This is a genomic window from Corynebacterium lubricantis DSM 45231, assembly GCF_000379425.1.
Classification (GTDB): Bacteria; Actinomycetota; Actinomycetes; order Mycobacteriales; family Mycobacteriaceae; genus Corynebacterium; species Corynebacterium lubricantis.
Genome location: NZ_KB902193.1, coordinates 183,923 through 206,558, shown reverse-complemented (window position 1 = coordinate 206,558; position 22,636 = coordinate 183,923). Strand labels below are relative to the sequence as shown.

The following is a 22,636-nucleotide window of genomic DNA, read 5'->3' as shown; positions in this document are numbered from 1 at the left end:
GTTGTGTTCGTTGCTTTCGGATTATCTCTTAAGCAACGAGACAATACTTTACACGGACTCTTAGAAAGCAACAAAACGGCTGGTCAGACCAGCCGTTTACGTTGATTTAACTCGATGTAACTTTCTAGACACTCAATCCGAATACCGGAACTGCGATGAAGTACACGGCGAGGGTAATCAGGACGACGGCGATCAGGTTCAGCCACAGGCCACCCTTGATCATGTCGCCGATCTTGACGTAGCCGGAACCATAAGCAATCGCGTTCGGCGGGGTAGCCACTGGCAGCATGAACGCACAAGTTGCAGCAAGAGCCACTGGGATTGTCAGCAGCAGAACATTCATCTCACCAGCAGGAGAATCAGTCAGGCCGATACCCACTGCAACACCGCCCATGATTGGGAGGAAGGTCGCAGCAGTTGCCGTGTTCGAGGTGAACTCGGTGAGGATCAAAACCAGCAACGCCACGGCGCCGATCAGCAGGAAGGTCGGCAGAACAGCCAGACCCTTCGCCTGCTCGCCAATCCACAGAGACAGACCAGTCTTGGTAAACATGCCGGACAGCGAGAGGCCACCACCGAAGAGGAGCAGCACGTCCCATGGGATCTCGTTTGCAGTCTTCCAGTCCAAGATGCGCACACCCGTCTTGGTGTCGGACGGCAGCAGGAACATCAAAAGACCTGCGATGATACCGACGATGGCATCGTCATAGGCAAAATCCCAAGCAAACCAGTCCATGGCCAGCGGCAGGAACACCCAGGTCAAAGCGGCAAGCACGAAGATAATTGTGGCAATGATCTGCGGGACGGTCCACTTGCCCATCTTGTCGATCTCTTTGCGGATCAGGTCCTTGCCGCCAGGAATATCATTCATCTCTGGCTTGAACACGGTGATCAGCACGAACCATGCCAAGAAGGTGAAGATGATTGCAATTGGCAGACCGACCATCATCCACTGGCCGAAGCCGATGGTAATGCCGTGCGCTTCTTCCATGTAGCCCTTGAGCAGAGCATTTGGCGGGGTACCAATCAGGGTCGCCAGCGAGCCGATGGAGGCAGAGTAAGCGATAGCCAGCATCAATGCAGTAGCGAAGTTCTTCTGATTCTTCCAACCACCGACAGTGTCTGCGGTAAGAGCCAGCACCGACAGGCCGATTGGCAGCATGACCACTGCGGTCGCAGTGTTGGACACCCACATGGACATAAAGCCAGTAGCCAACATGAAGCCCAGGATGAGACGCTTCGGCGAGGTACCAACGATCATGACCACACCGAGCGCAATACGACGGTGCACGTTCCAACGCTGCAGGCCAAGAGCAAGCAAGAAGCCACCCAGGAACAGGAAGATCGTGGAGGAAGCATAAGGCGCACCCACTTCAGCAAAGGTAGCTACCTGCGTGATTGGGAAAACAGCAATGGGGATCAACGCGGTTGCGGCTAGCGGAATAGCCTCGGTCATCCACCACACGGCCATCCAGACGGTGACGGCGGCGACGACGCGCATTGAGTGGTAGCTGTATTCCGTCTCCGGATCAGCACCGGTGGATTGCAGCACTACCTCCGCTGCGTTCTGCGGGAAAAAGAAGTACACGAGCGCGGCCAAACCGAGGCCGAGCACGATACCAAAAGCTTGGCGGTGCCATTCGCGTTGCTCGCGGATTTCAGTGTCCTCGCCTGGTGCGCGGAGTTTCTCCTCTTGAGTCTCTACGTTGCTCACGGCTTCCTCCATTTCTACTTATTGTTGATTGCCGATGATGTATGACAAATCACTACGGCACGGGAAATATGACTCATAAGAGGTTAGTGATTTACCTCATTTTTAGGGAATCAATTAGGGAAATTAGGCACACCTCACACTCGGGCCACCGAAAACATGGCTTTAGTAAGACCATTTCACCCCCAAACGGGTTTATTTCAATCAGTTGCCAGAACAATTAATCCATAGGGTTTTCACATAGTGGCTAGATATTCCTAGTTTCCACCTGAGAGGATCTGTAGCTGTGCGCCCTGCGGATCGGAAATGGTGTAGAGACGTCCAAACGGCGAATCTTGTGGCCCGTCGAGCACGGAACCGCCGAGCTCAGCGACCTGCTTTGCTGCTTTGTCGACATCATCGACCAAGACATACACCCGCCAATAGGATTCCTGGACAAATTCAGCGGCATCGCACAGTCCCGCCGAAACGCGGTCGCGCGAAAAGTTCGTGGCGTAGCGGAATCCACTTTCTGGTGCCTCTCGGGATTCAGAGCCATCTTCGAGAGTAAAGTTGGGCTCCCAGCCGAAGACGGTTTCATAGAATGGTTTCGCCGCGTCAAAGTCACTGCTCATGACCTCAAACCAACACGGCAGGCCAGGCTCGGACATGGTTGAGGCACCTTCGACAGTGTCGGATTCCCACAGGCCGATCATCGCCCCTGCGGGGTCAACAGCAACGGCCATGGATCCGAGCTCTCCGATCTGCATCGGATCAACTACGACTGTTCCGCCGCTTTCCGTGACTCGTTGCGAAGCCGCAGCGACATCGTCCGTTCCGAGGTAAACACTCCAAATTGTCGGGTTGACCGGCTCATCGAGCGGCCCCTCGGGGCCAATGAGTGAACTCATCGCTCCACCGATGAGCGATTCTCCATGCTTGACCATGTGATAATGGCCGAATTCTTCTCCTTGGTCCTCAAAGGACCAGCCAAACAGTTCGCCGTAGAAGTGTTGTGCACCTTCGATATCGTGGGTAGACAGGTCGATCCAGACAGGTTTTCCAGTAATTCCAGAATGAGATGACATGCGATTCACATTATCTTTGTGGTACCGATCACGTCTATAGGCAAACGAAATCGTTACCGTATTACCCCACTGTTAAATCCCCAACACGGACTTGGCAATCAGGAAGTAAATAATCAGACCCGCAGCGTCACAGAACGTAGTGATGAATGGATTAGAAAATACGGCTGGATCGGCGCCGATTGCTTTAGCCAAGATGGGCATCGCGCCGCCGACGGTGGCCGACATCGTACAGACTAAAATCAATGTCACACCGATAATGATTCCGATGGGAAGCCCGTAGGCCCACCACGCGAGGAAGAATCCGGCAAGCCCCAGGACCGCGCCGAGCATCAAGCCCACGCGCATTTCACGCCACATTACCTGGAGAACGTCGCGTTTGCGCACGTCGCCAAGCGCCAAGGCGCGGGTGATCGTCGTTGCCGCCTGGTTTCCTGTGTTTCCACCAGTGCCCGTGAGTAGCGGAATGAAAAGGGAGAGCACAACAGCCTTTTCCAGGGTGGATTCGAAAGTATCCAGCACCTGGACCGTCAACAATGCCGATACCGCCAACACGGCGAGCCAGATAATACGCGAGCGCACGAGCTTTCCCACTGGCGTAGAAAGGTAGGGCTGACCGAGTGGCTCGGAGGCACCAGCGCGTGCCGAGTCTTCTGTATCTTCGCACTCGACGATGTCTTGAGCATCGTCGAACGTCAAAATGCCCACTAGGCGGTCCGACTCATCCACGATGGGCATGGCCATGAGATCGAGTGCTAGGAACCAGCGTGCAGTTTCTTCGGCATCATCATGGGTGTGCGCGTACACGGGCTCGCTCATGAGGCTGGCAACCAGCTCGTCGCTACCTGCAGTAAACAAGGTACGCAGAGATGTCACACCGACAAGCTTCCTATCCTCCAACACGATGGGAAGGGTATAGATGGTTTCCACGTCGTCGGCAATCGTGCGCAGCTTACGCAGAGTTTCCATCACCGTCATGTCGGGAGTGATATCGGGAACTTCAGGCGACATGTGCCGGCCCACGGTGCCCTTTTCAAAGCCAAGGACCGTCCAGGTTGCGTCTTGCTTCTCGGCATCAAGGTGACGCAGCATTCCTTCGGAAATCTCGGCCGGGAGTTCGTCGAGAAGCGATGCTCTATCCTCTGGATCCAGCTCCCCGAACACATCCGCAACATTGTCACTGCCAAGGGCCTTGACCATGTCGGCCTGGTGGCTGGGATCGAGTGCATCGAAGACTTGGATGGCGCGGTCGCGCGGGAGCAGCCGGAAGAGGACTGCGCCGCGGGAGGCGGTAGTGCGCTCGAGGAGTGCGATCAGGTCTTTCAAACTGACCCCGGATAAGGTTTCTTGGAGCTCTGCGAGGCGCTCCGGGCTAATTGCCTGGTCAGAGCGCATAACATCTTCGAGGATTGCCAGCTGATCAGTCTGCTTCACGTCCTTGATGTTACGCATAAGGCCAGGAATGGCCAGTAGAATGGAAAACCATGGCCCGACTGTTTAACTTTCTCCTCGACGTCATCATCACGGCCCTCGCGCTATGGGCCGTCACCGCCCTCGTCCCTGGCATCGACCTGGTGGGCCCCTCCACCACGTGGACCGGCGATCCGAGCAACGATCTTGTCCTTGCTTTTCTGGCCGTGGCCGCCATCTTCATTGTGGTAAACGCCGTGGTCAGCCCGATCCTGCGCGCCCTGGGACTACCCATCACCTGCCTGACCTTCGGTCTTTTCGTGCTCGTTTTAAACGCGGCCGTGTTTGCGCTGACCGGCTGGCTCTCGAATCAATTCGGATTGGGGTTAATCATCGACGGCTTCTGGCCAGCCCTGATCGGTGCCGCCGTGCTGGCACTCGCGCGTGGCCTGCTGGGCATGGTCACCGGTGGCCTGCGGCAGTAGATTTCGCTTTGCGACGAGGCATTGAACTCCAGCAGTTCCGTTTATAATAGAACCTCCCCTTCAAGAAACTTGTTGTACTCACCCTCACGTTGTTAAAGAGAGGACCGTTGGACCCGATGACTCGTACGATTCCCGTTAATCCAGGCCCTGGCAGGCCGAGGCAAGAAGGCCTCGACGAAAGAATCCTCGATGCGACTCTCAGATTGATCGACAACGACCAACAAGTCACGGTGAACGCCGTCGTTTCTGAAAGTGGGGTGTCCCGGGCGGCGGTGTATCGGCGTTGGCCTTCGATGACCGATTTGATGGCTGCAGCGCTGGACAAAGGTCGCAAACCAGTAGCCATCGACACAACGGGAGACGTGAAGACTGCCTTAAAACAGACGATTTTCCCCAAGGATCCCATTAATGATTCGGTCGGGCCGAACTATCCTTTCCGACGTTTCCGCAAGCGTCTTGAACTGATGATGGCCGACCACGATCTGCAGTTATCCTATTGGAGCAACAGCGTCGAGCTTCGACGCAGTTCACCAATCGCAGCGCTACGCATTGCTCAGGAGCGTGGTGACATTCAAGCTGATGTGGATCTCGACGCAGCACTTGATGCCATTTACGGCGCGATCTATTACCAAGTAGTCGTGCGTGGCGAGGACCAATACACCCCTGCGGTGCACAAACGTCTAACGGGCGCCTTTGAGTTGGTCTGGGCTGGGATGCAAGGATGCGGGCCCGGAGAGCCTAATCAAAATAAGCTCAGTAACTAATCACTCATCGAAGGTACGTCGATACGGCGGGAAAAAGCCAGCGTGATCTTCAATCTTCTCCCCATAAGTGGCCTCCCACTGGGCACAATGACGATTGAATACTTCTGGATTTACCACGATCCGAACGCTTCCAGGCCGCGGATGGAAATCGGTAATTCCGGCTTTGAAATGGTGCAAGGATTCTTGCAAACCACCACCGAGGAAGTAATAATCGTTCCCTCGCTCGTACGCCCATTCAAGGACTGCATCAAATAGCGCAATTTGAGGGAATTTTCGGAAATATTCTGGGTGGCTTCCACCGTAGAGGTATTGCACCGTGCCATCCACCTCAGTAACTAGGTGAGCTCCAGCCAACACGCCATCGATTCTTATCACCCAAAGTGAACCGTGGCTCCCAAGAACATCCCGCAGCTCTTCAAAGTACTCTTTGGTAAAACGAAACTCATCGGTGGCGCCGACGCGTTCCATTGTTTGGCTATAAATCCAGTGGTACTCTTCAAGACTTTCCCATTCCGTATCTTGTACTACGGAAAGTCCTTTCTTCTTTGCAGATTTGATGTTCCGCTGGTGGTTCTTGCGCATTCGCGAACGAATCTCGTCGAGCGAACCCTGCAGTGGAACGGCGTAAGTCAGATTATGTTCCATTACTGTGCCAAACGGCGTGAAATCTTCGTGCACAGAATCAAGCAATGCGTGGGTTCTCAGAAAGAGCGAGACGACTCCCTTGTCTCGCAAGAATTCCAGCATTTCCTCGATTGCTGCATTTCTCCATTCCGGAGTCGACTCCGCGGAAAAAACCGGCGAGGATTGAAGCTGTGGTGAGGCCGCGTCCACGAACCCAGGTTCGAGGGGAGTAAACACGAGTGGTACTAGAAGAAGGTTCTCCCCCTCTTGAAGTACAAACATCTTCGTAGTTGTGCCAGCGTGCTTGTCACGAAAACCGAGATACTCGGGGAGGTGATCGAGGTCGTGCCGGACATGAGTCAATAACTCCGTCCATAGTGGATCGTCGTCACTAATGAGGTTGATTGTTCGATTGTTCATTGATCGCTCTCTCCCAAACTCCCGAAACCACGCATAGAACGAATTTCTGACTTCTGTCAACGCGAATTAGGGAATTGCTAAATATCCGGCTAATTTGCCGTGTCAATGAATTTATCAGAAGACCAGTACCGATTTCCGGTTCTTGTGCAGACCGTTCCGCGTTCACGAGCGTGTGGCTCGAGCCCGGCTAGCTACCCGACAAGCTCGAAACGAAAAACGCCCCCGACTCCAGAGAGCGAGGGCATAACACCTAAAAATTTGGTGCGCCCGGAGGGATTCGAACCCCCAACCTTCTGATCCGTAGTCAGATGCTCTATCCGTTGAGCTACGGGCGCCTGGCGGAGATGACAGGATTTGAACCTGCGGACCACTTGCGTGGTCAACTCCTTAGCAGGGAGCCCCAATCGGCCACTCTGGCACATCTCCAGGCCATAAAGCATCGTACCTAATGCAGTGGTTTGAAACCAAACCACCCGCACTAGACTAAAACACATGATTCGCCCTGACCTCTCCACGATCCCCGCCTACGTCCCAGGCAAGCGCAACACCACGGCCTTAAAGCTCTCCTCCAACGAGGTTGCCACCCCTCCGCTGGCGTCTGCCGTCGAGGCAATGGCGCAGGCAGCAGCCACCGCCAACCGCTACCCGGATATGGGCGCCCAGGAGCTCAAGGAAGCGCTCGCCGACCACCTGGGCGTAACCCCACAGCAGGTCGCGGTAGGCAACGGTTCCTCGGCGCTGTGCCAGCAGCTCGTCCAGATCACCTCTACCGAGCACAACAATGTGATCTACCCGTGGCGCAGCTTCGAGGCGTACCCCATTTTCGCCCAGGTTGTTGGCGCCGAGCCACGCCCCGTGGAGTTGCGGGAGGACGGCAAGCACGACCTTGATCGCATGGCATCGCTTATCGACGATTCCACGTCCCTCATTTTCCTCTGCAATCCCAACAACCCTTCGGGCCAAATCATCACTCAGGCAGAGTTCGACGAGTTCATGGCGAAGGTCCCTACCAACGTGGTTGTTGGCCTCGACGAAGCCTACTTCGAGTTCAATCGTGATGAAGATACCGTCGTAGCAACCGAGGCTATCGAGCGCTACCCCAACGTGGTGGGACTCCGTACCTTCTCCAAGGCCTATGGCCTAGCTGGTGTGCGCGTCGGTTATGCGTTCGGCTCGGAAGAATTGATTACCGCGCTAGACAAGGTAGCTATCCCCTTTGGGGTGTCCGCGGTGGCGCAAGCAGGCGCCGTTGCCTCGCTACGCAGCGCCGACGAGCTGCTGGAGCGCACGGATGAAACCGTGGCTATCCGAGACCGCGTCGCAGACCACATCGGTGCACAGCATTCGCAGGCGAACTTCGTCTGGCTTCCAGGCGTCGATGCCAACACTCTGGCCGCGGCCCTCGCCGAGCAGGGCATCCTTGCTCGTGCTTTCCCCGAGGGTCTGCGTGTTTCTGTGACCACCGAGGAAGAAGCAAATCAGTTCCTCGCCGTGTGGGACGCGATTAACGCCTAGCCACCGGCAAACGGCGGGAGCACATCAATCCGCTGCGCGCCGCCCACGGGTGCGTTGCGCTCTGCGCGGTGCCCGTCGAGTAAATAGGTGCAGCGATCAAGCACCTCAGCCAATGGCAGTGCTCCTTCTACTGGCTCGGCGTGTTGGCGAATCGCGGCATCGAGCACGTCGCTGAGCGTGGAGAAATCTCCGCCCAGCGTTTCCGTTGCGGTGCCGGCTGATGCGCGTGCTGCAGCAAAATAGTGAATTTCCATCTCGGCTTCTACTATCCCAGGCTTTAGTGGAAGTTTCTACCAGTTGTCCCGGGTAATATCGGGAAGTAATTATGGCACGCACACCAGAGCAACACGCACAGGCAGTCGAATCCCTTCTTGGCAGGCGAGGAACTATCTCCCTCGGGTTGGTTGATGCTGCCCACGCGCAGGCAGTCACCGCAGAAGATGTGATAGCTGAGCACCCATCTCCACGCTTCGATAATTCGCAGATGGATGGGTATGCACTCTCCATCGACCACATCAACGGCACCCCAGGGCAGTTCCGCGTGGGCCCGACCGTCGCCGCTGGCACCGATCCCGATCAGATCTATCCCGACGGCGTTTCCGCCGCAATCGCCCCAATCATGACGGGCGCAAGAATCCCCCGCGGTACGGCTGCGATCGTCCCGGTAGAAAAGTGTGTTCCGCCCACTTTTGGCAGTGAGGGCGCATTCGTTGAGGTCCCGGCAGTGCCAACGGGACAGTTCATTCGTCGCCAAGGATCTGACATACCTGCGGGCGGGATAGTTGTACCTGCGGGAACTAAGGTGACTGCGCCAGTCGTCGCAACGCTTGCGGCTCAATCGATCGCCGAGGTAGAAGTCATGCGTCCCGGCCGCATCGTCATCGTGACCGGCGGTGCTGAAATCGGTGCCCCGGGTGCTGCGACCATCCCTGACTCCAATGCGCCCATGTTGCGGGCGCTCGCTGAGCACTATGGCATCCAAGTGGTCGGCCATGTGTCCACTAACGACGACCCCGCGGCCCTGCGCGCCGACCTCGAACAGGCCATCGACGAGTACCAGCCGGACGCGCTAGTGACCTCCGGCGGAATCAGTGCCGGAAAGTTTGAGGTCGTACGCCAGGTCCTCGAGCCTTCGGGCTGGTTCGGGCACGTTGCTCAGCAACCCGGTGGCCCACAGGGCCTGGCAAAGCTGAACGGCACCCCGGTGATCGCACTGCCCGGCAACCCCGTCTCCACGTGGGTCAGTTTCCGGCTCTACGTCGCCCCCTTCTTAGGCACGGTGCCGCCTTCCTTAGAGGCCGTACTCAGCGAAGAAACCACAGGTATCCCCGGGCGCGAGCAGTTCCGTCGCGCTCACCTCAACTACGCGGACGCCACCGTAAGTGCGATGCCTATCGGCGGGGCCGCATCACACCTAATTTCCCAGGCGGTGACCGCGGATTGCCTGATTCGAATCCCGCAGTCAACCACGGTGCAAGCCGGTAGCCTGGTCACCGTCTACCCCCTTTAAAATTTAGGAGCTATCCATGCGTACCGGACTTGTCATCGTCGCTTCGACGCGCGCTGCCACAAGCATTTACCAGGATCGCTCCGGTCCTCTCGCCGTGGAATTTCTGCGCGAGCAGGGCTTCGATACCCCCGATGCGGTAGTGGTGGCCGACAAAGATATTCAGCGCACGATCGACGAGCTCTTCGCTCAGGACAACCTCCCCAACGTGGTGCTCACCTCCGGAGGAACTGGCCTGACCCCGGACGATCTCACGGTGGAGGCCGTCGCACCCCACATCGAGCGCGAGATCCCCGGCATCGTTCACGCATTCTGGAATGAAGGCTTAAAGAAGGTGCCCACAGCGATCATTTCTCGCGCCATTGCCGGGGTGAGCGGCCACACTTTCTTGATGACTCTGCCCGGTTCCCGTGGCGGAGTGAAAGACGGCTGCACGGTGCTCGAGCCGATACTCGGACACATCATCGACACGATTGAAGGAAATAATGTCCACTAAAGATCCTGACTACGTCTACGCACAAACAGGCCAGGTCATCGGCGCTTTTATGACCGAGGATCACCTCGAAGAGCTCCTGCCTGCCGCCCGCGAGGCCACGATGACACGCGCGATGGGCGCCTTGGTCAGCTTTGAGGGAATCGTCCGCGACCACGACGGCGGCCAGCGCGTGGCTACGCTGACGTACTCCAGCCACCCCACCGCTGATGCGGAGATCACCAGGATTGCGCAGGAAATCGTCGTCAAGCATCCGCATGTGCGCGTCTGGACGGCACACCGTACCGGCCCCATCCCCATCGGCGAGGCAGCCTTCATTGTTCTCGCGGCCGCGGCCCACCGCGGGGACGCCTTCGCTGCGGCCTCCGAGCTCGCGGATCGGGTCAAGGCCGAGGTACCCATCTGGAAGGAGCAGGAATTGGCTTCCGGCGACACGCAGTGGGTGGGGCTGAACTAATGGACATCGCACGCTACCGTCGCCAGATCACCCTGACAGGCACCGACGCGCAGGAAAAACTGCTCGGCGCGCACGTCGCAGTCATCGGCGCAGGCGGCCTCGGCTCGCCGGCATTGCTGTATCTCGCGGGTGCCGGTGTGGGACGCATTTCGCTTATCGACGACGACGTGGTTGATCTCTCCAACCTGCATCGGCAAGTCATCCACACCACGGAGCGAATCGGCACCTCCAAGGTGGCCTCGGCGGCCGCGGCCGTACAGGATTTGAACCCAGATGTGGAAGTGATCCAGCTTGATCAGCGCCTGACCTGGGATAATGCCCTGGAATTATTTGAGGGTGCCGACGTGATCCTGGACGGCGCCGACAACTTTGATACCCGCCACATCGCCTCCCACGCGGCTGCACGCCTGGGAATCCCGCACGTGTGGGGTTCGATTTTGGGCTACGAATCGCAACTTTCGGTGTTCTGGGCAGGTCACGGGCCCGTCTACGAGGACCTCTTCCCCACCCCGCCCGCGCCCGGCGTAGTGCCCTCATGTGCGCAGGCCGGGGTGCTCGGACCTGTGGTGGGGGTGACTGGTTCTGCCATGGCCATGGAGGCGCTCAAGCTAATCATCGGGGTCGGCGAGCCTCTTGTAGGCACCCTGGGTTACTACGATTCGCTGACTGGAAAGTGGGAGTACATCCCACTCGCGGGGGATCCAGCGGTGACCGAGCGCGTGCTCGCTTCCGCGCCGCCGCAGCAGGTCTCGGATGTGCCCATTGTGGATGAGGTCGACGAGATTCCTGCAGGTGTTACGGTTATTGACGTGCGCGAACCCGAGGAGTTTTCGCTTTTTCATATCCCCGGCGCGGTCAACATTCCGCTCGGCGAGATCCTGGGTGGGTTCGTACCCGAGCAGGTTCGGGACGCTGATCGAACTGTCGTTTTCCAGTGCGCGGCCGGAGTACGCTCCGCGAAGGCGGTGGCTGCGCTGCAGAAACAAGGTATTCGGGGGCTGGTTTCGTTGCGCGGAGGTATCGACGCGTGGCAGAAGGGCGCGGGGCGCAATAAAAAGGTATAACCATCGACCGATTTGCCTAAAGCACCCTCCTTACCAGCCGTTTTCGCCATATTGGTCGATGTCACCCGTACTCCCAAAAAGCAAACTTGTACGCTCTCGCAACATCGAGTTCACCATGCGCACACATCCTCCCGGGGTTTCTTTGGGCATCTCCCTAGTTTCGCCAATCAAATAACCCACGTTGAATGTGCTTACTGTCACAAATAAGAAAGTTTGTTAAGGAGCGCATTGTGTCAACCACTCAGACCGCAGCGCGAGGCACCACATGGGCCTCGCCAAAACACAAGAGAACTGTCTACATGGTCCTCGCCATTGTCGGTATCTCTATTCTTTTCGACGGCTATGATCTCGTCATCTACGGCGCCGTCCTCGGCACCCTGTTGGAAGACCCAACCCAGATCGGCCAGCTCAGCCCAGCAGTGGGCGGCACCCTCGGTTCCTACGCCATGATCGGCGTGATGATCGGTGCACTCTCCGCAGGTGCCGTCGGTGACCGCCTCGGTCGTCGTAAAGTGATGATCACCGCCATCGCCTGGTTCTCAATTGGCATGCTGGTCACCGCCCTGGCCAATTCGATCTTCATGTTCGGCTTCCTGCGCTTCCTCACCGGCCTCGGTGTGGGCATGATCGTTGCCACCGGCGGTGCCATCATCGCCGAGTTCGCTCCGGCAAACCGCAAGAACTTCTTCAACGCAATCGTGTACTCCGGCGTCCCCGCCGGCGGCGTGATGGCTTCCGTGTTCGCCCTCCTCTTCGAGGACGCAATCGGCTGGCGCGGTCTGTTCATGATCGGCGCCTCCCCACTAATCTTCCTGCTGCCACTGGCGTACTTCGCACTGCCGGAATCCCCACGCTGGCTGATGACCCGCGGGCGTCGCGACGAAGCCGAGGCCACCTGTGACCGCTTCGGTCTGCCAAAGGACCAGTTCATGGCTGAGCCAGCCGCCGCGGCTGCCGTCAAGCGCGCCACCTCCGGCGACAACCAGAAGAAGTCCGACCTGGAAAAGACCGGTTTCGCAGGAATTTTCTCCCGCTCCTACCTGCCTGGCACGATCTTGATCGGCGCGATGAGCTTCATCGGCCTGCTGTCCACTTACGGTCTGAACACCTGGCTGCCGAAGATCATGCAGGCCAACGGCGCTTCCTCGCACGACTCGCTCTACTCCCTGCTCGCACTGAACGGTGGCGCAGTGATCGGTGGTCTTATCGCTTCCAAGTTCGCCGACCGCATTGGCGCGAAGACCGTGATCACCTCCACCTTCCTGTTGGCGGCAATCTCGCTGGCGATCCTGCCACAGTTCAACACTGTCGCTCCGATGTACGTCCCAATCGCCCTCGCCGGTATCGGCGTGCTGGGCACCCAGGTGCTCACCTACGGCCTGACTGCCAACTACTACGGCACCTCGGCTCGCGCAGCCGGTGTGGCCTGGACCGCAGGCTTCGGACGCCTCGGCGGTATCTTCGGCCCACTCATCGGTGGTCTGATCATCGGTGCAGGCCTTGGCCCCACCTACGCCTTCTACATCTTCGCAGCTGCTGCACTTGTCGGTGCCGTATGTACCGCACTGATCCCGCGCTCCCCAGCAGCGACAACGGTCATCGAGTCCGAAGAAGCACGCACCTCGGCACAGCGTGAGCAAGCTGAGTCGGTCACTCGCTAGATACAAAACGCTAAGAACCAGCACAAGTCCATGCACTCCTAGAATGGGGCGCATGGACTTTGTTGCGAATACAGTAGTTCGGGGCACGGATGTGGACAAGCAAGGCCGCTGTGCCCACTACCACTCCGAGCGCGACGTGATTGCAAACTATTGCGCCACTTGCCATAAGTGGTGGGCTTGTTTTCAGTGCCACCGCGACAATACGGACCACTCGTTCGGACGCATGCCCACTGCCGGAGCCGCCGCAGCTTTGTGCGGAGCCTGCGGACACGAAATGGACTACGCGGAATATTCTCAGGCGGCATCCTGCCGTGCGTGCGGGCACCCCTTTAACCCGGGATGTTCTCTGCACGCACCTCTGTACTTTGAGCTTTAGCCCTGCTTAGCACCAGCACCAGCTACCCGAATACCTGCTGGCCGATATATTGTCCCTCTGAGATTCCAGGCGGGACTAGAAAGACCGCGGATCCGGTGGTCTTGAGATACTCGGTGAACATGTCGTCGCGCGCCATGTTTTGGTGCACTCGGGCGAAACGGTCTGGCGCGTTCACGAAGGCGATGAAGAAGAGCCCCGCATTCAGGCGTCCTTGCGCATCGTTTCCATCCACGAAGTTGTATCCGCGGCGCAGCATCGAGATGCCACCATTTGCGTCGGGGTGGACCCGTGCCAGGTGGGAGCGCTCGTCGATAAGCGGCTTGCCCGTAGGACCAAGGGCTGCGAAATCCGGGGCCGTGAATTCGTCGCCGCCCGACAGCGGTGCGCCTTCTGCTTTATCCCGGCCCACCACGCGTTCCTGCTCCTCGAGGCGGACGCCGTCCCACACCTCAATGGTCATTCTGATGCGCCGCGCGATCAAGTACGTGCCGCCTGCGAGCTGCGGCACAGAGGAGGCCTCGGGGATCCAGACATGTTTATCAAGCATGTCGTGTTCTTCGGCCTTGAGATTGTTCGTGCCGTCTTTGAGGCCGAAGAGGTTACGCGGAGTGGCCTGCTCCACCGAGGTGGAGGAACTGCGACCAAAGCCCAGTTGCGACCACTTCAGCGTCGCCCGTCCCATGGCAATTCGGGTGAGGTTGCGGATCGCGTGCACCGCCACCTGGGGATCCTGCGCGCATGCCTGGATACACAAATCGCCATCGGAGTGGGTCGGGTCCATGAAGTCGTTGACCATCGTGGGCAGCGTCGTGAACTCCATGGGCATCCGATCGGCGATGCCAAATCGATCGTTGCCTGAGGAGTCCTTATATAGGGAGGGCCCGAATCCAAAAGTGATGGTGAGCCCGAAAGAGCCGAACCCTTGGGCCTCACCGGTGTCGTCGGGTGGCAGATACGGCCCCGAACCGAAGGCACCGGAGTCGGTGACATCGAGTCCTTGGGTCATGCGCGAGGAAGCAAACGTCCAATCACGCAGCAGCTCAATAAGCTCCTCGCGGGTGGTCTGCGCGTCCACGGTAAACGCGGCCATGTGCATCTGGTCTTGCTGCGGGGTCACGATGCCTGCCTGGTGAGCACCGAAGAAATCGTAGACCAAGTCGCTGCTTTCTGGCCTGCCTCCGCTGCTGGGAGCCGCGTGGGCACTGCTTGCTGCATGGGTGAGATAGCCTGCGGCAACACCACCTCCGCCGAGGCCAACCAGCGCGAGGAAACCGCGCCGCGACAGGCCCTGAGACATCCCCTGGGGTGCGCTTAGTTCATGTGCCATCGCACTATCCTTCCGCCAGGACCGCATTCGTCAGCTTCGAGGCGGGTTCGCGCAGGGCATCGATCTGCGCCATCAGCTCATGTCGCTGGCTGTCGGTGATCTGGTCATAGGTGACAAACCCATCCTGCAGGTTGCCGTACTTATCCAAAAGCGCCTGGGTGGCATCAAATTCGGAGCGAATCTGCTCCATCTCGGCTGTGGCCTCCGCACCCTTAGACTCCGCGATGGGGGCGACGAGTTCAAAGGCCTTGCGGCTGCCCTCGACGTTGGCCTGGATATCCCACAGGTCGCGGTGGCTCCACCAGTTTTCCTCACCGGTGGCTTTCGTCACGGCCACTTCTTCTAGCAAGGCAGACGCACCGTTGGAGATGCTGGCCAAGGAGAGCTGGTGGTTCGTCGCGAAGCTAGGATCGTTGACTTCGTCGCGCAACAAAGCGACATCGTCGATGAGTGTCTGGCCGATGACCTGGCGCTGCTCAGGTATGGAAGGCTCCCAGCCGTCCCACGCCTTCGTGCCGTCGGGCTGCAGCTGGTCTTGCGCGGGAACCCAGAGGTCCTTCTCCATGCGGTGGAAACCCAGCCACTGGGTGAACGTGGGGCTATCCTGCTCAAGCAATGGGGCCTCGGCGCGGTAATCAATTTCGCGATAGTCGATCCGCGGGTCAAGGACACCGAGTGCCTCGGCGACGGGCTCGATGCGCTCGTAGTGCACGCGGGCGTCGGCGTAGAGGTCGCGGGCGGTGTCGTCGTCGCCTTGCATATACGCCTGGGCGAAATCGTTCACCATGGGTTGCAGCGCCTCGACCTCAGTTTTCACGAAGTCCATGTAGGCGGTGGTGACCTGATCTGACTGGGCAGTATCGGCGCCCTCGGCCTGCGCAGCGCCGCCCGCCACTGTGAAGGAAGCTTCGCCGACGTTCGCACCGGTCATGCCGGGTTTGCATGCGGTGAAGTAGTCGCCTTCCTGCAATGACACCGTCAGCGGGGCGGTTTGGCCCGGCGCGATATTTTCTCGCTCAGCGACGATGCGCACCCCGTCGGCTCCGAGCACATAAAACTCCGTGGTCCGCGGGCCGCCATTGGTGATCTGGAAGGTGATATTGCCCGCCTCTGCCCGTGCTTGAGAGACGGCGCATTCGGAATCTGTGGAGTTGATAGTGATGTTGTTGGCCGCGTTCGCGCTATCCGACGGAGAGTTGGCCACGCAACCGGTCAGCGCGAGTGCTCCGAGCACGGGGACAGAGAAGATGAGTCGGGACGTTTTCATGCTTGGAGCTCCTTAATTTTCACGATGGTGTTAGTCGATACTGGCACCGGCTTCTTCGCCGGTACGGCTCGGCGTTCTTTGAGTTGAGCACGCACTTTGAATAGGAATGCAGTCAAAGCAACAGTGATGAAGAGGAACCAGATGGTCACCTCGAGCCAGGTCATCTGCGGTGTCCACCCGACAGTGCCCTTTGCCAGAGCTGCGAAGAAGCCATCGGGAGCAATTGACGACGAAAGATCCCACGCCCAACCGAAGGGGTAGGCCGCCAACCAGAACGGTGAGCTAGCGAAGCCAACAAGCACGGCCCCCGTCAGCGGGTCGGTTGGGGTGATCGGCGCACCTGAGAATGGGCCCGGAAGGACGGCTGCTTCTTGGAGGTCGTGAATACCGTAGGCGAGGATGCCCGCGGCGAGAATGATGAGCAGGCCACCCGTCCACATGAAAAAGACCGACAGGTTGATCCGCACCATGCCCCGGTTCAGCAACACGCCGAGGACTGCGGCGATGAGGATACCCAGGATCGCGCCGATGAAGGCTTGCGCAGCCGAGGACCAACTCAAGATGATGATCGTGGTTTCCAGACCCTCGCGGGCAACGGTGACGAAGGCCAACCAGAAGATCCCCCAGCCAGCGGCGGTAGTAGCGGTCTTCGCGACTGATTTATCCACTGACTCTTCGAGGTCACGCTGGAGCGTGGCACCGTGGGACATCATCCAAAACACCATGCTGGTGATCATCACGACGGCCAGGATGGACATTGTTCCGCCGATGATCTCTTGCGCCTTGAAGGACAAGGAGTAGCGGCCGAACGTGAGAATGGCGCCGGCGATGAAAGACACCACGACAGCTGAGCCCACACCCCACCAAATTTTGGGCGCGGCGTAACTTCGTCCCGTGCGCCGCAGGTGCGCGAGCAAGATGCCGATGACGAGCGACATCTCGAGGCCTTCGCGCAGGCCAATGATAAATGTTGCGACCAACAAGAGCTGTTCTCCTTTTAAAACGGTATTCCCCGCCAAATAACGTTTTAGAAGTTAGCATAGCCTTACCTAAGTGAGGCTATGCTAAATATCACTCGCCTAAACTCTTTTCATGGGACACCCAGAGTGGTATGAGTCACACATTTCCCGGCTTAACCGCGGTAAAATTTCCTTGGTCGTGCCCCATGAGGTGCACTTTGCACGACTTTATTTACAGCGACCTGGGCTTTTGTATTTCGTCGTGCGTTAGGTCCGCCCTACCCGGACCTAACGCACTGCGAAAATCAAAACCCCAGGTCAGATAATGGTGATATCTAGCAAAGTGCACCTCTTTGAAGATTCAAATAAAAAAATCTCGCGACACCGCCGGAAACCGGAACGATATCGCGAGACTTCACCTGCGGAGACGGCGGGTATGGAACCAAATTAGGGTATAATGCCATTTCAGGTACTATTTTTATCCCATTAATCTATCGTCATTCCCTTAACTTTCCCTTAAAAGTCACGCTCACCCCCGCGCCCCACGCGCCGGGCTACATTTTGGCCTTTGGATTATTCGGCCATTTTGGGGCTACGTCCACGCCGTCGAAACTCAGCCCCGGCCTCTTCAAGTAGTGTGCGAACCTTTTGGAGGCTATAGCCATAGTCTGCTGCTAAATCTCGCAACGAACTACCGTTTTCATACTCGTCTCGCAATGCACGAGCGGTCGCAGCGCGTGATTCAGCGCTTACCCGAACACCTGCGTCAGGCATTGCCAGTTTCATTTGCGACGAATCAATCTCGCCCCCGCCGTAGCCTTTATGCACTACACCGCGCGGCTTCAGTTCAGAATCTGATTCATCTCCCCACACAGTCCAACCGTCACGCGGGTACCGCGCAAACATTTCTAAATAGGGGCCGGGGGAACACGCTTCAATCAGGTCATACTGTTCATCGGGCTTGCGAGAATGCTCTCGTTTACGAGTTTCAATCATGTTGACTTGGCTACGCGCGGGTGGGAGGGTGCGCATACTTCCCTTAACTCCAAAAAGAATTAACTCTGTGACGTTACGGAAGTAAAAACCAACTCCACGCCCATCTGGTCCACCGTCTTTACGACGTTTGGCCCATACAATGTTCGAGACATAGCGAAAGCCCCAGGCCTCCATCACCTGTATGCCTTCTGGCAAAAGGGCGTTAGGTACCCACAAATACAAATGAGCATTATTTGCCGTTACGTCGTTGACTGGAATGCTTTTTATATCTTCCAGGGTCATCGTTGAATAACGATCTAATCGACGGTGTTCAGGGGCAACTTTCCCTGTGCGGTTCTGGAACCTCCAAGGCGGGTCCGCTAAAACAGTCGAGAACCCGCCCACCACTTCAGGCAACGGCGCTGGTTCAAGGTCAGGGCGCAATGGCTCAGCCTTAGTTCGCTTATTACTCATGCGCACAGGCTACCACAATAGATCTTTAATTAGATCTATTCGCTGGTCAATCTACGGTACTGATCCACCCATCGGGGCTAACGTGTTGTGGTCTTTCATCATCGCCGGTGAACTCATCCCCACTCCATGCACCCGGCCCCACTCCAACAATGAGAATAGGACAAGTCCCTGCGCCTTGGCGTTTTACCCTAATCTCGGCTTTATCAAAGGCTGTAACAGTTGAAGTTGTGAGGTCAATTGGCAGTTTGAATTTCTTAAGTTGAGCCTCATCAGGCAACGATGGATTGAACTTCGCATGCCGCTTTTCTTCAGGTAACCGACGTTGGTAACGAACATAGAGCCTTCGGGCCAGTTCCAGCAATTCAGCACGTGACTTAGTAATAATCGCGGCCCCATTTATAAGCCCTAATTCATGCCACGAACGGTATGCAGCAAGGTCGCGGTCGAGGTTTCCGTCCTTCGCGTTCCATTCCACGTCTACGATTACGCGGCCCTTGTGGTTGTCCACGCGAAAGCCTTCGCTGTAAACAGACTCAACTTCAGTGACGTCCTGCGGGTCATAGTTCCCGCCACGCTTTACAAAGTTTGTATACAGGTAGCCCTTTACTTCTGTATCAATACGTGTTTCTTTCCAACCTCTAGTTCTAAAAAGCCCGTCTAAGATGTCAGGAATTTCGCCACGGTTTCCTCCCTTAACCATCCACTGATTAGGCACTAACTCAAAGGTTTCAAGCACCGCCATTAAATCTGCATACTCTTCTGGGGACGTGGCCTGCAAAATCGCAGCGGCATTATTTGTCTCCAGCCAATCGTATTTAGTTCTAATGTGCTCTGGTACAACTTCATCGTTTTCGTAACTTCTAGTTACCAGCACGCGTGCCTCCCTTTCAGTAGTGTCAAATCTTCAGTTTGTACGACAAAACGAGCCAATCACGACACAACACGCGCGCAAGTGTCTCACCTAGGCTTACACACCCATAGCGGGGGTGAGTTTCAACGTGAAGTAACAATTAGTAGTGGCTACCCGTCTAGGATGTTATTCTCCCACGCTGCCTGTTCAATTCTTAGAAACTCAGTACGCAATTTCTCCACCGTCGCATCGAGATCAACGTCGTTCGGGCCCATAGCAACCTGTTGAGGCATATCAAGGCCTAGGAGTCGAATACGGCGGTCGATAATTTTTAAGGCAGTGTCCACGGCCTTTAGTTCGCCGTCTAGCGCTCTATCCCAAACTGCGTGTTGGAGAGCATCAAGGCGGGCCACTTCAACATCACGTAGGGCCTCAGCATCTTCTTTCGTAATAGCGCTTATTGAGTCTTTGACGTAGCCATGAACTGTGCTCACGCTCATGCTCATGCTTTCGGCAATGTCGGTATATGTCATACCTTCAAGACGTAACTGCAAGGCCGTCTTTTTGCGGTGCTGCAAGGCAAGTTCCGTAATGGCATTCATGATAACTAGTTCCATTTCTCCCCGGTATTTTCGGGGTTCCTGTATTCGATGAAAAACGGGTTTACTGGTTTGCGGGGTGGGAGGCGGGCCGGTTTACGTCAATCTTCTTAGTGTCAAACATTTCTTCCTTCCATTTTTGGTTGGATTTAGACATTTTGCAATAAGCAACAAGGCCGCTACCCAACCTTGTTGCAATGTATCTACACAGGTCATGGGTGAAAACTACGCGTGTTCTGATCGGGCAACAAGGTATGTCTCAAAAGTCTGTAACCCTACATACGCTTATGCACCTCTATGCCTCCCCACTTTCCTGTGCTCTTCTATTCAATATCTTGTTGCCTTGTTGCTAATCGGTGATTTACATGGTTTAACCAGTACATACAAGGGACAACAAGGTAGGCAACACGTCGGCAACGAGCCTAATTCTCGTTGCCTACCCGGTTTAGGTAGTTGCCACCTTTTCCACCTCCCCACGGCTGTATAGGCGCTGCTTCCCGTACGGCTTCCCATAAGGCCCCACACGGGCAGTACCTTGACGCGCGCCCCACCCGTCAATCTGAGACATGATTTTCTTGATTTCTGGCGCGTCTCTTTGCGGCTTCATTTCTGAGGGAAGATTGCCAAAACATTCAGCCCATATCTCCATGTTCGATACGGTGGTTCTACGGTGCTTACCCGGTAGGTAAACCCCCGCTCTATCTCTCGGCGATTTCCCAAGCCATTGAACCCGAGACACACGGTCCATATCCTCCCACCCGTCAGGCAAAAGTGTGTCCAGGTACGTTTCCACCATTCCTTGTCTATCGTCGTGTTCCATTGATTGCTTTTGTGCTTCACTTGCCACGAACTCCAGGCACCTAGACAAGTACAAAGGTTCCCCGTCTACGTAGTAGTGCAAGGCTTCAGCCCATACTTGTGCCACAACGTCCGGTGTAAGGTCTGTCGGTCCCACTGAAGTGCCCCCTGCAACATGTACAGGCCAAAACCGGCGATTACCCGTAACGTCCCTCAAAAACCCATCTTCAGCGTTCGTCGTGGCCACGAGGACCTGTTGACGTGCAATAGTGACGGTATTGCGTGCATAAGCGGGCCGGTACTTGTCCGAGGTGGCGGTGATGAAACTTTTAACCTCTTCCACTTCTGTTTTTCGCATTCCAGCGAGTTCAGCAAGTTCGATAATCCACGACCCCTGCAACTTTTCAGGCCCGGTCTTGTCCTTCATGTCTTTCAGCGTCAGTGAGTCAGAAAACCATCTACCGGCAAGGCAAGAAAACAAGGTCGATTTCCCTAGTCCCTGAGGCCCTACGAGCGTCAGCACGTAATCAAACTTCTTTCCAGGTTGGTAAACACGCGCTACGGCTGCAACAAGCGTTTTGCGGGTCACGGCACGGACATATTTAGTGTCCGAGGCCCCAAGATATTCCACAAGCAAAGTGTCGAGCCTTGGCACCTTATCCCATGCGGGCAACGATTCTAGGTAATCTTTCACGGGGTGGTACGGGCGTTGTCGCGCTGCATAATCAATCGCGGTGAAGGCCTTCTTGTCGTTATACGAACCAAGTATGCTTTCCATGTACGCGGTTAATTGACCCATATCTGTGTCGGTCCATTCCCCTATGCTGGTATGCCACGGGAGTTGAGACACGCCGTTCTTCCACAAGGTGTTTTCAAACTCGTTGAACACGATTCCCTGCAAGCACGGGTCATGCAAGGCAACGGTGGTGAAGTTCCTACCTGTCTTGTAATACTTTCCAGTTGTTTCATTCTGGTCGAGTTGATTAGTCCAGGTGTCGGCATTCATTTCACCTCACCTGTTTCCTCAATCACCCCGGCACGCTTCGCTAACGATTCAAGGTGGCGCGCGTGCTGGAGGGCTAGGCGAATATCGGCGTGTGAACCGTGTGAGGCCGCTTGTAACGTGATGCCAACCGCCTCCAGGGCGTGTCTCAGGCGTTGCCCAACGAGGTCACGGGCTAGGCGCTCAGTTGTTGCCCATGCGGGCGCTGGTATCCCTGTGGCGCTTACATTGACCATTAGCCTAGGCACGGTGCCTGTGTATTCCCCTTGTGCCCGCAGCGCATTGACTACGCGGGTAGGGTTAACCGTTTTATCTGTCTCCCCTGCTTCCGCTATCTCGTTTGCCTCAGCAAGAATGGCGCGATAAACGGTGCGGGCCTGTTCGTCCAGAAAGTCGCGAGGTTGGAGGTATGCGTCAGCCAGTCCAATTACGAGACGAACCGGTGATGTTAGGAGTCCATGCAAAAGTGCGCGCTCAGTTTGAGCCTGCGTATCGTCTAATGTGATGTTAGAGTCAGCGGTGACACTCACCCGGTGTTTATTGCGATTCCCCGCGTCCCCCGGCGCGGGGTTTTGCAGTTCCATGGCCATTAGTTCACCGCCCACGTATCGGTGCGGGTAAACATAGCGTCGAGGTCAGACTTCTTATAACGCACAATACGACCGGAACGATAGGCAGTAAGTTTGCCTTCCGCTACACGCCTACGGAGTGTGCGCGCACTGCAACCTGCGTAGTCGGCTGCCTTAGTGCCGTTGATATAAGGATCATGGGTAGCCATTGTGGCGTAACCTTCCATTTCGTTCAGGCATGAAAACATGCCCGGCACGTAAGGA

General features: G+C 56.7%; 22 protein-coding genes and 2 tRNA genes. 9 read left to right on the top strand and 15 right to left on the bottom strand.

Going from position 1 to position 22,636, the window contains the following annotated elements:
• Nucleotides 1–124 precede the first annotated feature (124 nt).
• The 3 genes from A37O_RS0106945 to mgtE form a co-directional block, all read right to left on the bottom strand.
• On the bottom strand, nucleotides 125–1,714 hold the full coding sequence (locus A37O_RS0106945) for an SLC13 family permease (protein ID WP_026196212.1): 1,590 nt from the start codon (nucleotides 1,712–1,714) through the stop codon (nucleotides 125–127).
• 254 nt (nucleotides 1,715–1,968) lie between these two features.
• Nucleotides 1,969–2,778, bottom strand: a complete 810-nt coding sequence (locus A37O_RS0106940) for a VOC family protein (RefSeq protein ID WP_018296781.1) — start codon at nucleotides 2,776–2,778, stop codon at nucleotides 1,969–1,971.
• 72 nt (nucleotides 2,779–2,850) lie between these two features.
• Nucleotides 2,851–4,227: a magnesium transporter gene (mgtE, locus tag A37O_RS0106935; protein ID WP_018296780.1), complete on the bottom strand. Its 1,377-nt coding sequence runs from the start codon at nucleotides 4,225–4,227 to the stop codon at nucleotides 2,851–2,853.
• 32 nt (nucleotides 4,228–4,259) lie between these two features.
• On the opposite strand from mgtE, the gene A37O_RS0106930 reads away from it, so the two are divergent.
• Nucleotides 4,260–4,670: a phage holin family protein gene (locus A37O_RS0106930; protein WP_018296779.1), complete on the top strand. Its 411-nt coding sequence runs from the start codon at nucleotides 4,260–4,262 to the stop codon at nucleotides 4,668–4,670.
• Between the two features lie 116 nt (nucleotides 4,671–4,786).
• Nucleotides 4,787–5,434 (top strand): TetR/AcrR family transcriptional regulator, encoded by a 648-nt coding sequence (locus A37O_RS14880; protein ID WP_018296778.1) that lies wholly within the window; start codon nucleotides 4,787–4,789, stop codon nucleotides 5,432–5,434.
• Here the strand turns inward: A37O_RS14880 and A37O_RS0106920 are convergent, their stop codons facing one another.
• From A37O_RS0106920 to A37O_RS0106910, 3 genes are all read right to left on the bottom strand, one after another.
• Nucleotides 5,435–6,478, bottom strand: coding sequence for a GNAT family N-acetyltransferase (locus tag A37O_RS0106920; RefSeq protein WP_018296777.1), 1,044 nt, complete (start codon nucleotides 6,476–6,478; stop codon nucleotides 5,435–5,437).
• A 259-nt stretch (nucleotides 6,479–6,737) separates the two neighbouring features.
• Nucleotides 6,738–6,813 (bottom strand) — tRNA-Arg (locus tag A37O_RS0106915).
• 1 nt (nucleotide 6,814) lies between these two features.
• Nucleotides 6,815–6,904 (bottom strand) — tRNA-Ser (locus A37O_RS0106910).
• A gap of 66 nt (nucleotides 6,905–6,970) precedes the next feature.
• Between A37O_RS0106910 and hisC the strand changes: the two genes are divergently transcribed.
• A complete protein-coding gene (hisC, locus tag A37O_RS0106905) occupies nucleotides 6,971–7,993 on the top strand; it encodes a histidinol-phosphate transaminase (protein WP_018296776.1) in 1,023 nt (340 codons plus the stop codon).
• Here hisC and A37O_RS0106900 read toward each other — a convergent pair.
• Nucleotides 7,990–8,247 (bottom strand): MoaD/ThiS family protein, encoded by a 258-nt coding sequence (locus A37O_RS0106900; protein WP_018296775.1) that lies wholly within the window; start codon nucleotides 8,245–8,247, stop codon nucleotides 7,990–7,992. The two genes, hisC and A37O_RS0106900, sit on opposite strands and share 4 nt — an antisense overlap.
• Before the next feature lie 71 nt (nucleotides 8,248–8,318).
• On the opposite strand from A37O_RS0106900, the gene A37O_RS0106895 reads away from it, so the two are divergent.
• The 6 genes from A37O_RS0106895 to A37O_RS16110 all read left to right on the top strand — a co-directional run bounded on the left by A37O_RS0106895 (nucleotide 8,319) and on the right by A37O_RS16110 (nucleotide 13,551).
• The gene (locus A37O_RS0106895; RefSeq protein ID WP_018296774.1) at nucleotides 8,319–9,503 is read left to right on the top strand and encodes a molybdopterin molybdotransferase MoeA; all 1,185 of its coding nucleotides are present in this window, start codon (nucleotides 8,319–8,321) and stop codon (nucleotides 9,501–9,503) included.
• A 16-nt stretch (nucleotides 9,504–9,519) separates the two neighbouring features.
• Complete coding sequence (locus A37O_RS0106890; RefSeq protein ID WP_018296773.1) at nucleotides 9,520–9,996, top strand: MogA/MoaB family molybdenum cofactor biosynthesis protein; 477 nt, start codon at nucleotides 9,520–9,522, stop codon at nucleotides 9,994–9,996.
• A complete protein-coding gene (locus A37O_RS0106885) occupies nucleotides 9,986–10,450 on the top strand; it encodes a molybdenum cofactor biosynthesis protein MoaE (RefSeq protein ID WP_018296772.1) in 465 nt (154 codons plus the stop codon). The genes A37O_RS0106890 and A37O_RS0106885 overlap by 11 nt, the downstream gene beginning before the upstream one ends.
• Nucleotides 10,450–11,514: a ThiF family adenylyltransferase gene (locus tag A37O_RS0106880; RefSeq protein ID WP_018296771.1), complete on the top strand. Its 1,065-nt coding sequence runs from the start codon at nucleotides 10,450–10,452 to the stop codon at nucleotides 11,512–11,514. The genes A37O_RS0106885 and A37O_RS0106880 overlap by 1 nt, the downstream gene beginning before the upstream one ends.
• Before the next feature lie 299 nt (nucleotides 11,515–11,813).
• The gene (locus tag A37O_RS0106875; protein WP_051077961.1) at nucleotides 11,814–13,175 is read left to right on the top strand and encodes an MFS transporter; all 1,362 of its coding nucleotides are present in this window, start codon (nucleotides 11,814–11,816) and stop codon (nucleotides 13,173–13,175) included.
• A gap of 43 nt (nucleotides 13,176–13,218) precedes the next feature.
• Nucleotides 13,219–13,551: a CHY zinc finger protein gene (locus A37O_RS16110; RefSeq protein ID WP_083912612.1), complete on the top strand. Its 333-nt coding sequence runs from the start codon at nucleotides 13,219–13,221 to the stop codon at nucleotides 13,549–13,551.
• A gap of 22 nt (nucleotides 13,552–13,573) precedes the next feature.
• On the opposite strand, the gene A37O_RS0106870 is transcribed toward A37O_RS16110, so the two are convergent.
• From A37O_RS0106870 to A37O_RS14870, 8 genes are all read right to left on the bottom strand, one after another.
• Nucleotides 13,574–14,848: a Dyp-type peroxidase gene (locus tag A37O_RS0106870; protein ID WP_018296769.1), complete on the bottom strand. Its 1,275-nt coding sequence runs from the start codon at nucleotides 14,846–14,848 to the stop codon at nucleotides 13,574–13,576.
• Nucleotides 14,849–14,882: 34 nt separating this feature from the next.
• Nucleotides 14,883–16,145, bottom strand: a complete 1,263-nt coding sequence (gene efeO, locus A37O_RS0106865; RefSeq protein WP_018296768.1) for an iron uptake system protein EfeO — start codon at nucleotides 16,143–16,145, stop codon at nucleotides 14,883–14,885.
• Nucleotides 16,142–17,125, bottom strand: a complete 984-nt coding sequence (gene efeU / locus A37O_RS0106860) for an iron uptake transporter permease EfeU (protein ID WP_211208353.1) — start codon at nucleotides 17,123–17,125, stop codon at nucleotides 16,142–16,144. The genes efeO and efeU overlap by 4 nt, the downstream gene beginning before the upstream one ends.
• 552 nt (nucleotides 17,126–17,677) lie before the next feature.
• Nucleotides 17,678–18,553, bottom strand: a complete 876-nt coding sequence (locus A37O_RS0106855; RefSeq protein WP_051077959.1) for an MT-A70 family methyltransferase — start codon at nucleotides 18,551–18,553, stop codon at nucleotides 17,678–17,680.
• Between the two features lie 46 nt (nucleotides 18,554–18,599).
• The gene (locus tag A37O_RS0106850) at nucleotides 18,600–19,427 is read right to left on the bottom strand and encodes a BglII/BstYI family type II restriction endonuclease (RefSeq protein WP_018296765.1); all 828 of its coding nucleotides are present in this window, start codon (nucleotides 19,425–19,427) and stop codon (nucleotides 18,600–18,602) included.
• Between the two features lie 146 nt (nucleotides 19,428–19,573).
• Nucleotides 19,574–20,020, bottom strand: coding sequence for a sigma factor-like helix-turn-helix DNA-binding protein (locus A37O_RS0106845; RefSeq protein ID WP_018296764.1), 447 nt, complete (start codon nucleotides 20,018–20,020; stop codon nucleotides 19,574–19,576).
• Nucleotides 20,021–20,447: 427 nt separating this feature from the next.
• Nucleotides 20,448–21,806: a virulence-associated E family protein gene (locus A37O_RS14875; RefSeq protein ID WP_018296763.1), complete on the bottom strand. Its 1,359-nt coding sequence runs from the start codon at nucleotides 21,804–21,806 to the stop codon at nucleotides 20,448–20,450.
• Between the two features lie 586 nt (nucleotides 21,807–22,392).
• Nucleotides 22,393–22,581, bottom strand: coding sequence for a helix-turn-helix domain-containing protein (locus A37O_RS14870; protein ID WP_018296761.1), 189 nt, complete (start codon nucleotides 22,579–22,581; stop codon nucleotides 22,393–22,395).
• Nucleotides 22,582–22,636 lie beyond the last annotated feature (55 nt).

What these genes read in the sequence shown, in the direction of transcription:
- A37O_RS0106895 (WP_018296774.1), top strand. Translation starts at nt 8,319, where the DNA reads ATGGCACGCACACCAGAGCAACACGCACAGGCAGTCGAATCCCTTCTT.
- A37O_RS0106930 (WP_018296779.1), top strand. Translation starts at nt 4,260, where the DNA reads ATGGCCCGACTGTTTAACTTTCTCCTCGACGTCATCATCACGGCCCTC.
- mgtE (WP_018296780.1), bottom strand. Translation starts at nt 4,227, where the DNA reads ATGCGTAACATCAAGGACGTGAAGCAGACTGATCAGCTGGCAATCCTC.
- A37O_RS14880 (WP_018296778.1), top strand. Translation starts at nt 4,787, where the DNA reads ATGACTCGTACGATTCCCGTTAATCCAGGCCCTGGCAGGCCGAGGCAA.
- A37O_RS0106890 (WP_018296773.1), top strand. Translation starts at nt 9,520, where the DNA reads ATGCGTACCGGACTTGTCATCGTCGCTTCGACGCGCGCTGCCACAAGC.
- hisC (WP_018296776.1), top strand. Translation starts at nt 6,971, where the DNA reads ATGATTCGCCCTGACCTCTCCACGATCCCCGCCTACGTCCCAGGCAAG.
- A37O_RS0106900 (WP_018296775.1), bottom strand. Translation starts at nt 8,247, where the DNA reads ATGGAAATTCACTATTTTGCTGCAGCACGCGCATCAGCCGGCACCGCA.
- A37O_RS14870 (WP_018296761.1), bottom strand. Translation starts at nt 22,581, where the DNA reads ATGGCTACCCATGATCCTTATATCAACGGCACTAAGGCAGCCGACTAC.
- A37O_RS0106920 (WP_018296777.1), bottom strand. Translation starts at nt 6,478, where the DNA reads ATGAACAATCGAACAATCAACCTCATTAGTGACGACGATCCACTATGG.
- A37O_RS0106875 (WP_051077961.1), top strand. Translation starts at nt 11,814, where the DNA reads ATGGTCCTCGCCATTGTCGGTATCTCTATTCTTTTCGACGGCTATGAT.
- A37O_RS0106880 (WP_018296771.1), top strand. Translation starts at nt 10,450, where the DNA reads ATGGACATCGCACGCTACCGTCGCCAGATCACCCTGACAGGCACCGAC.
- efeO (WP_018296768.1), bottom strand. Translation starts at nt 16,145, where the DNA reads ATGAAAACGTCCCGACTCATCTTCTCTGTCCCCGTGCTCGGAGCACTC.
- A37O_RS16110 (WP_083912612.1), top strand. Translation starts at nt 13,219, where the DNA reads ATGGGGCGCATGGACTTTGTTGCGAATACAGTAGTTCGGGGCACGGAT.
- A37O_RS0106855 (WP_051077959.1), bottom strand. Translation starts at nt 18,553, where the DNA reads ATGAGTAATAAGCGAACTAAGGCTGAGCCATTGCGCCCTGACCTTGAA.
- A37O_RS14875 (WP_018296763.1), bottom strand. Translation starts at nt 21,806, where the DNA reads ATGAATGCCGACACCTGGACTAATCAACTCGACCAGAATGAAACAACT.
- A37O_RS0106940 (WP_018296781.1), bottom strand. Translation starts at nt 2,778, where the DNA reads ATGTCATCTCATTCTGGAATTACTGGAAAACCTGTCTGGATCGACCTG.
- A37O_RS0106885 (WP_018296772.1), top strand. Translation starts at nt 9,986, where the DNA reads ATGTCCACTAAAGATCCTGACTACGTCTACGCACAAACAGGCCAGGTC.
- A37O_RS0106870 (WP_018296769.1), bottom strand. Translation starts at nt 14,848, where the DNA reads ATGTCTCAGGGCCTGTCGCGGCGCGGTTTCCTCGCGCTGGTTGGCCTC.
- A37O_RS0106845 (WP_018296764.1), bottom strand. Translation starts at nt 20,020, where the DNA reads ATGGAACTAGTTATCATGAATGCCATTACGGAACTTGCCTTGCAGCAC.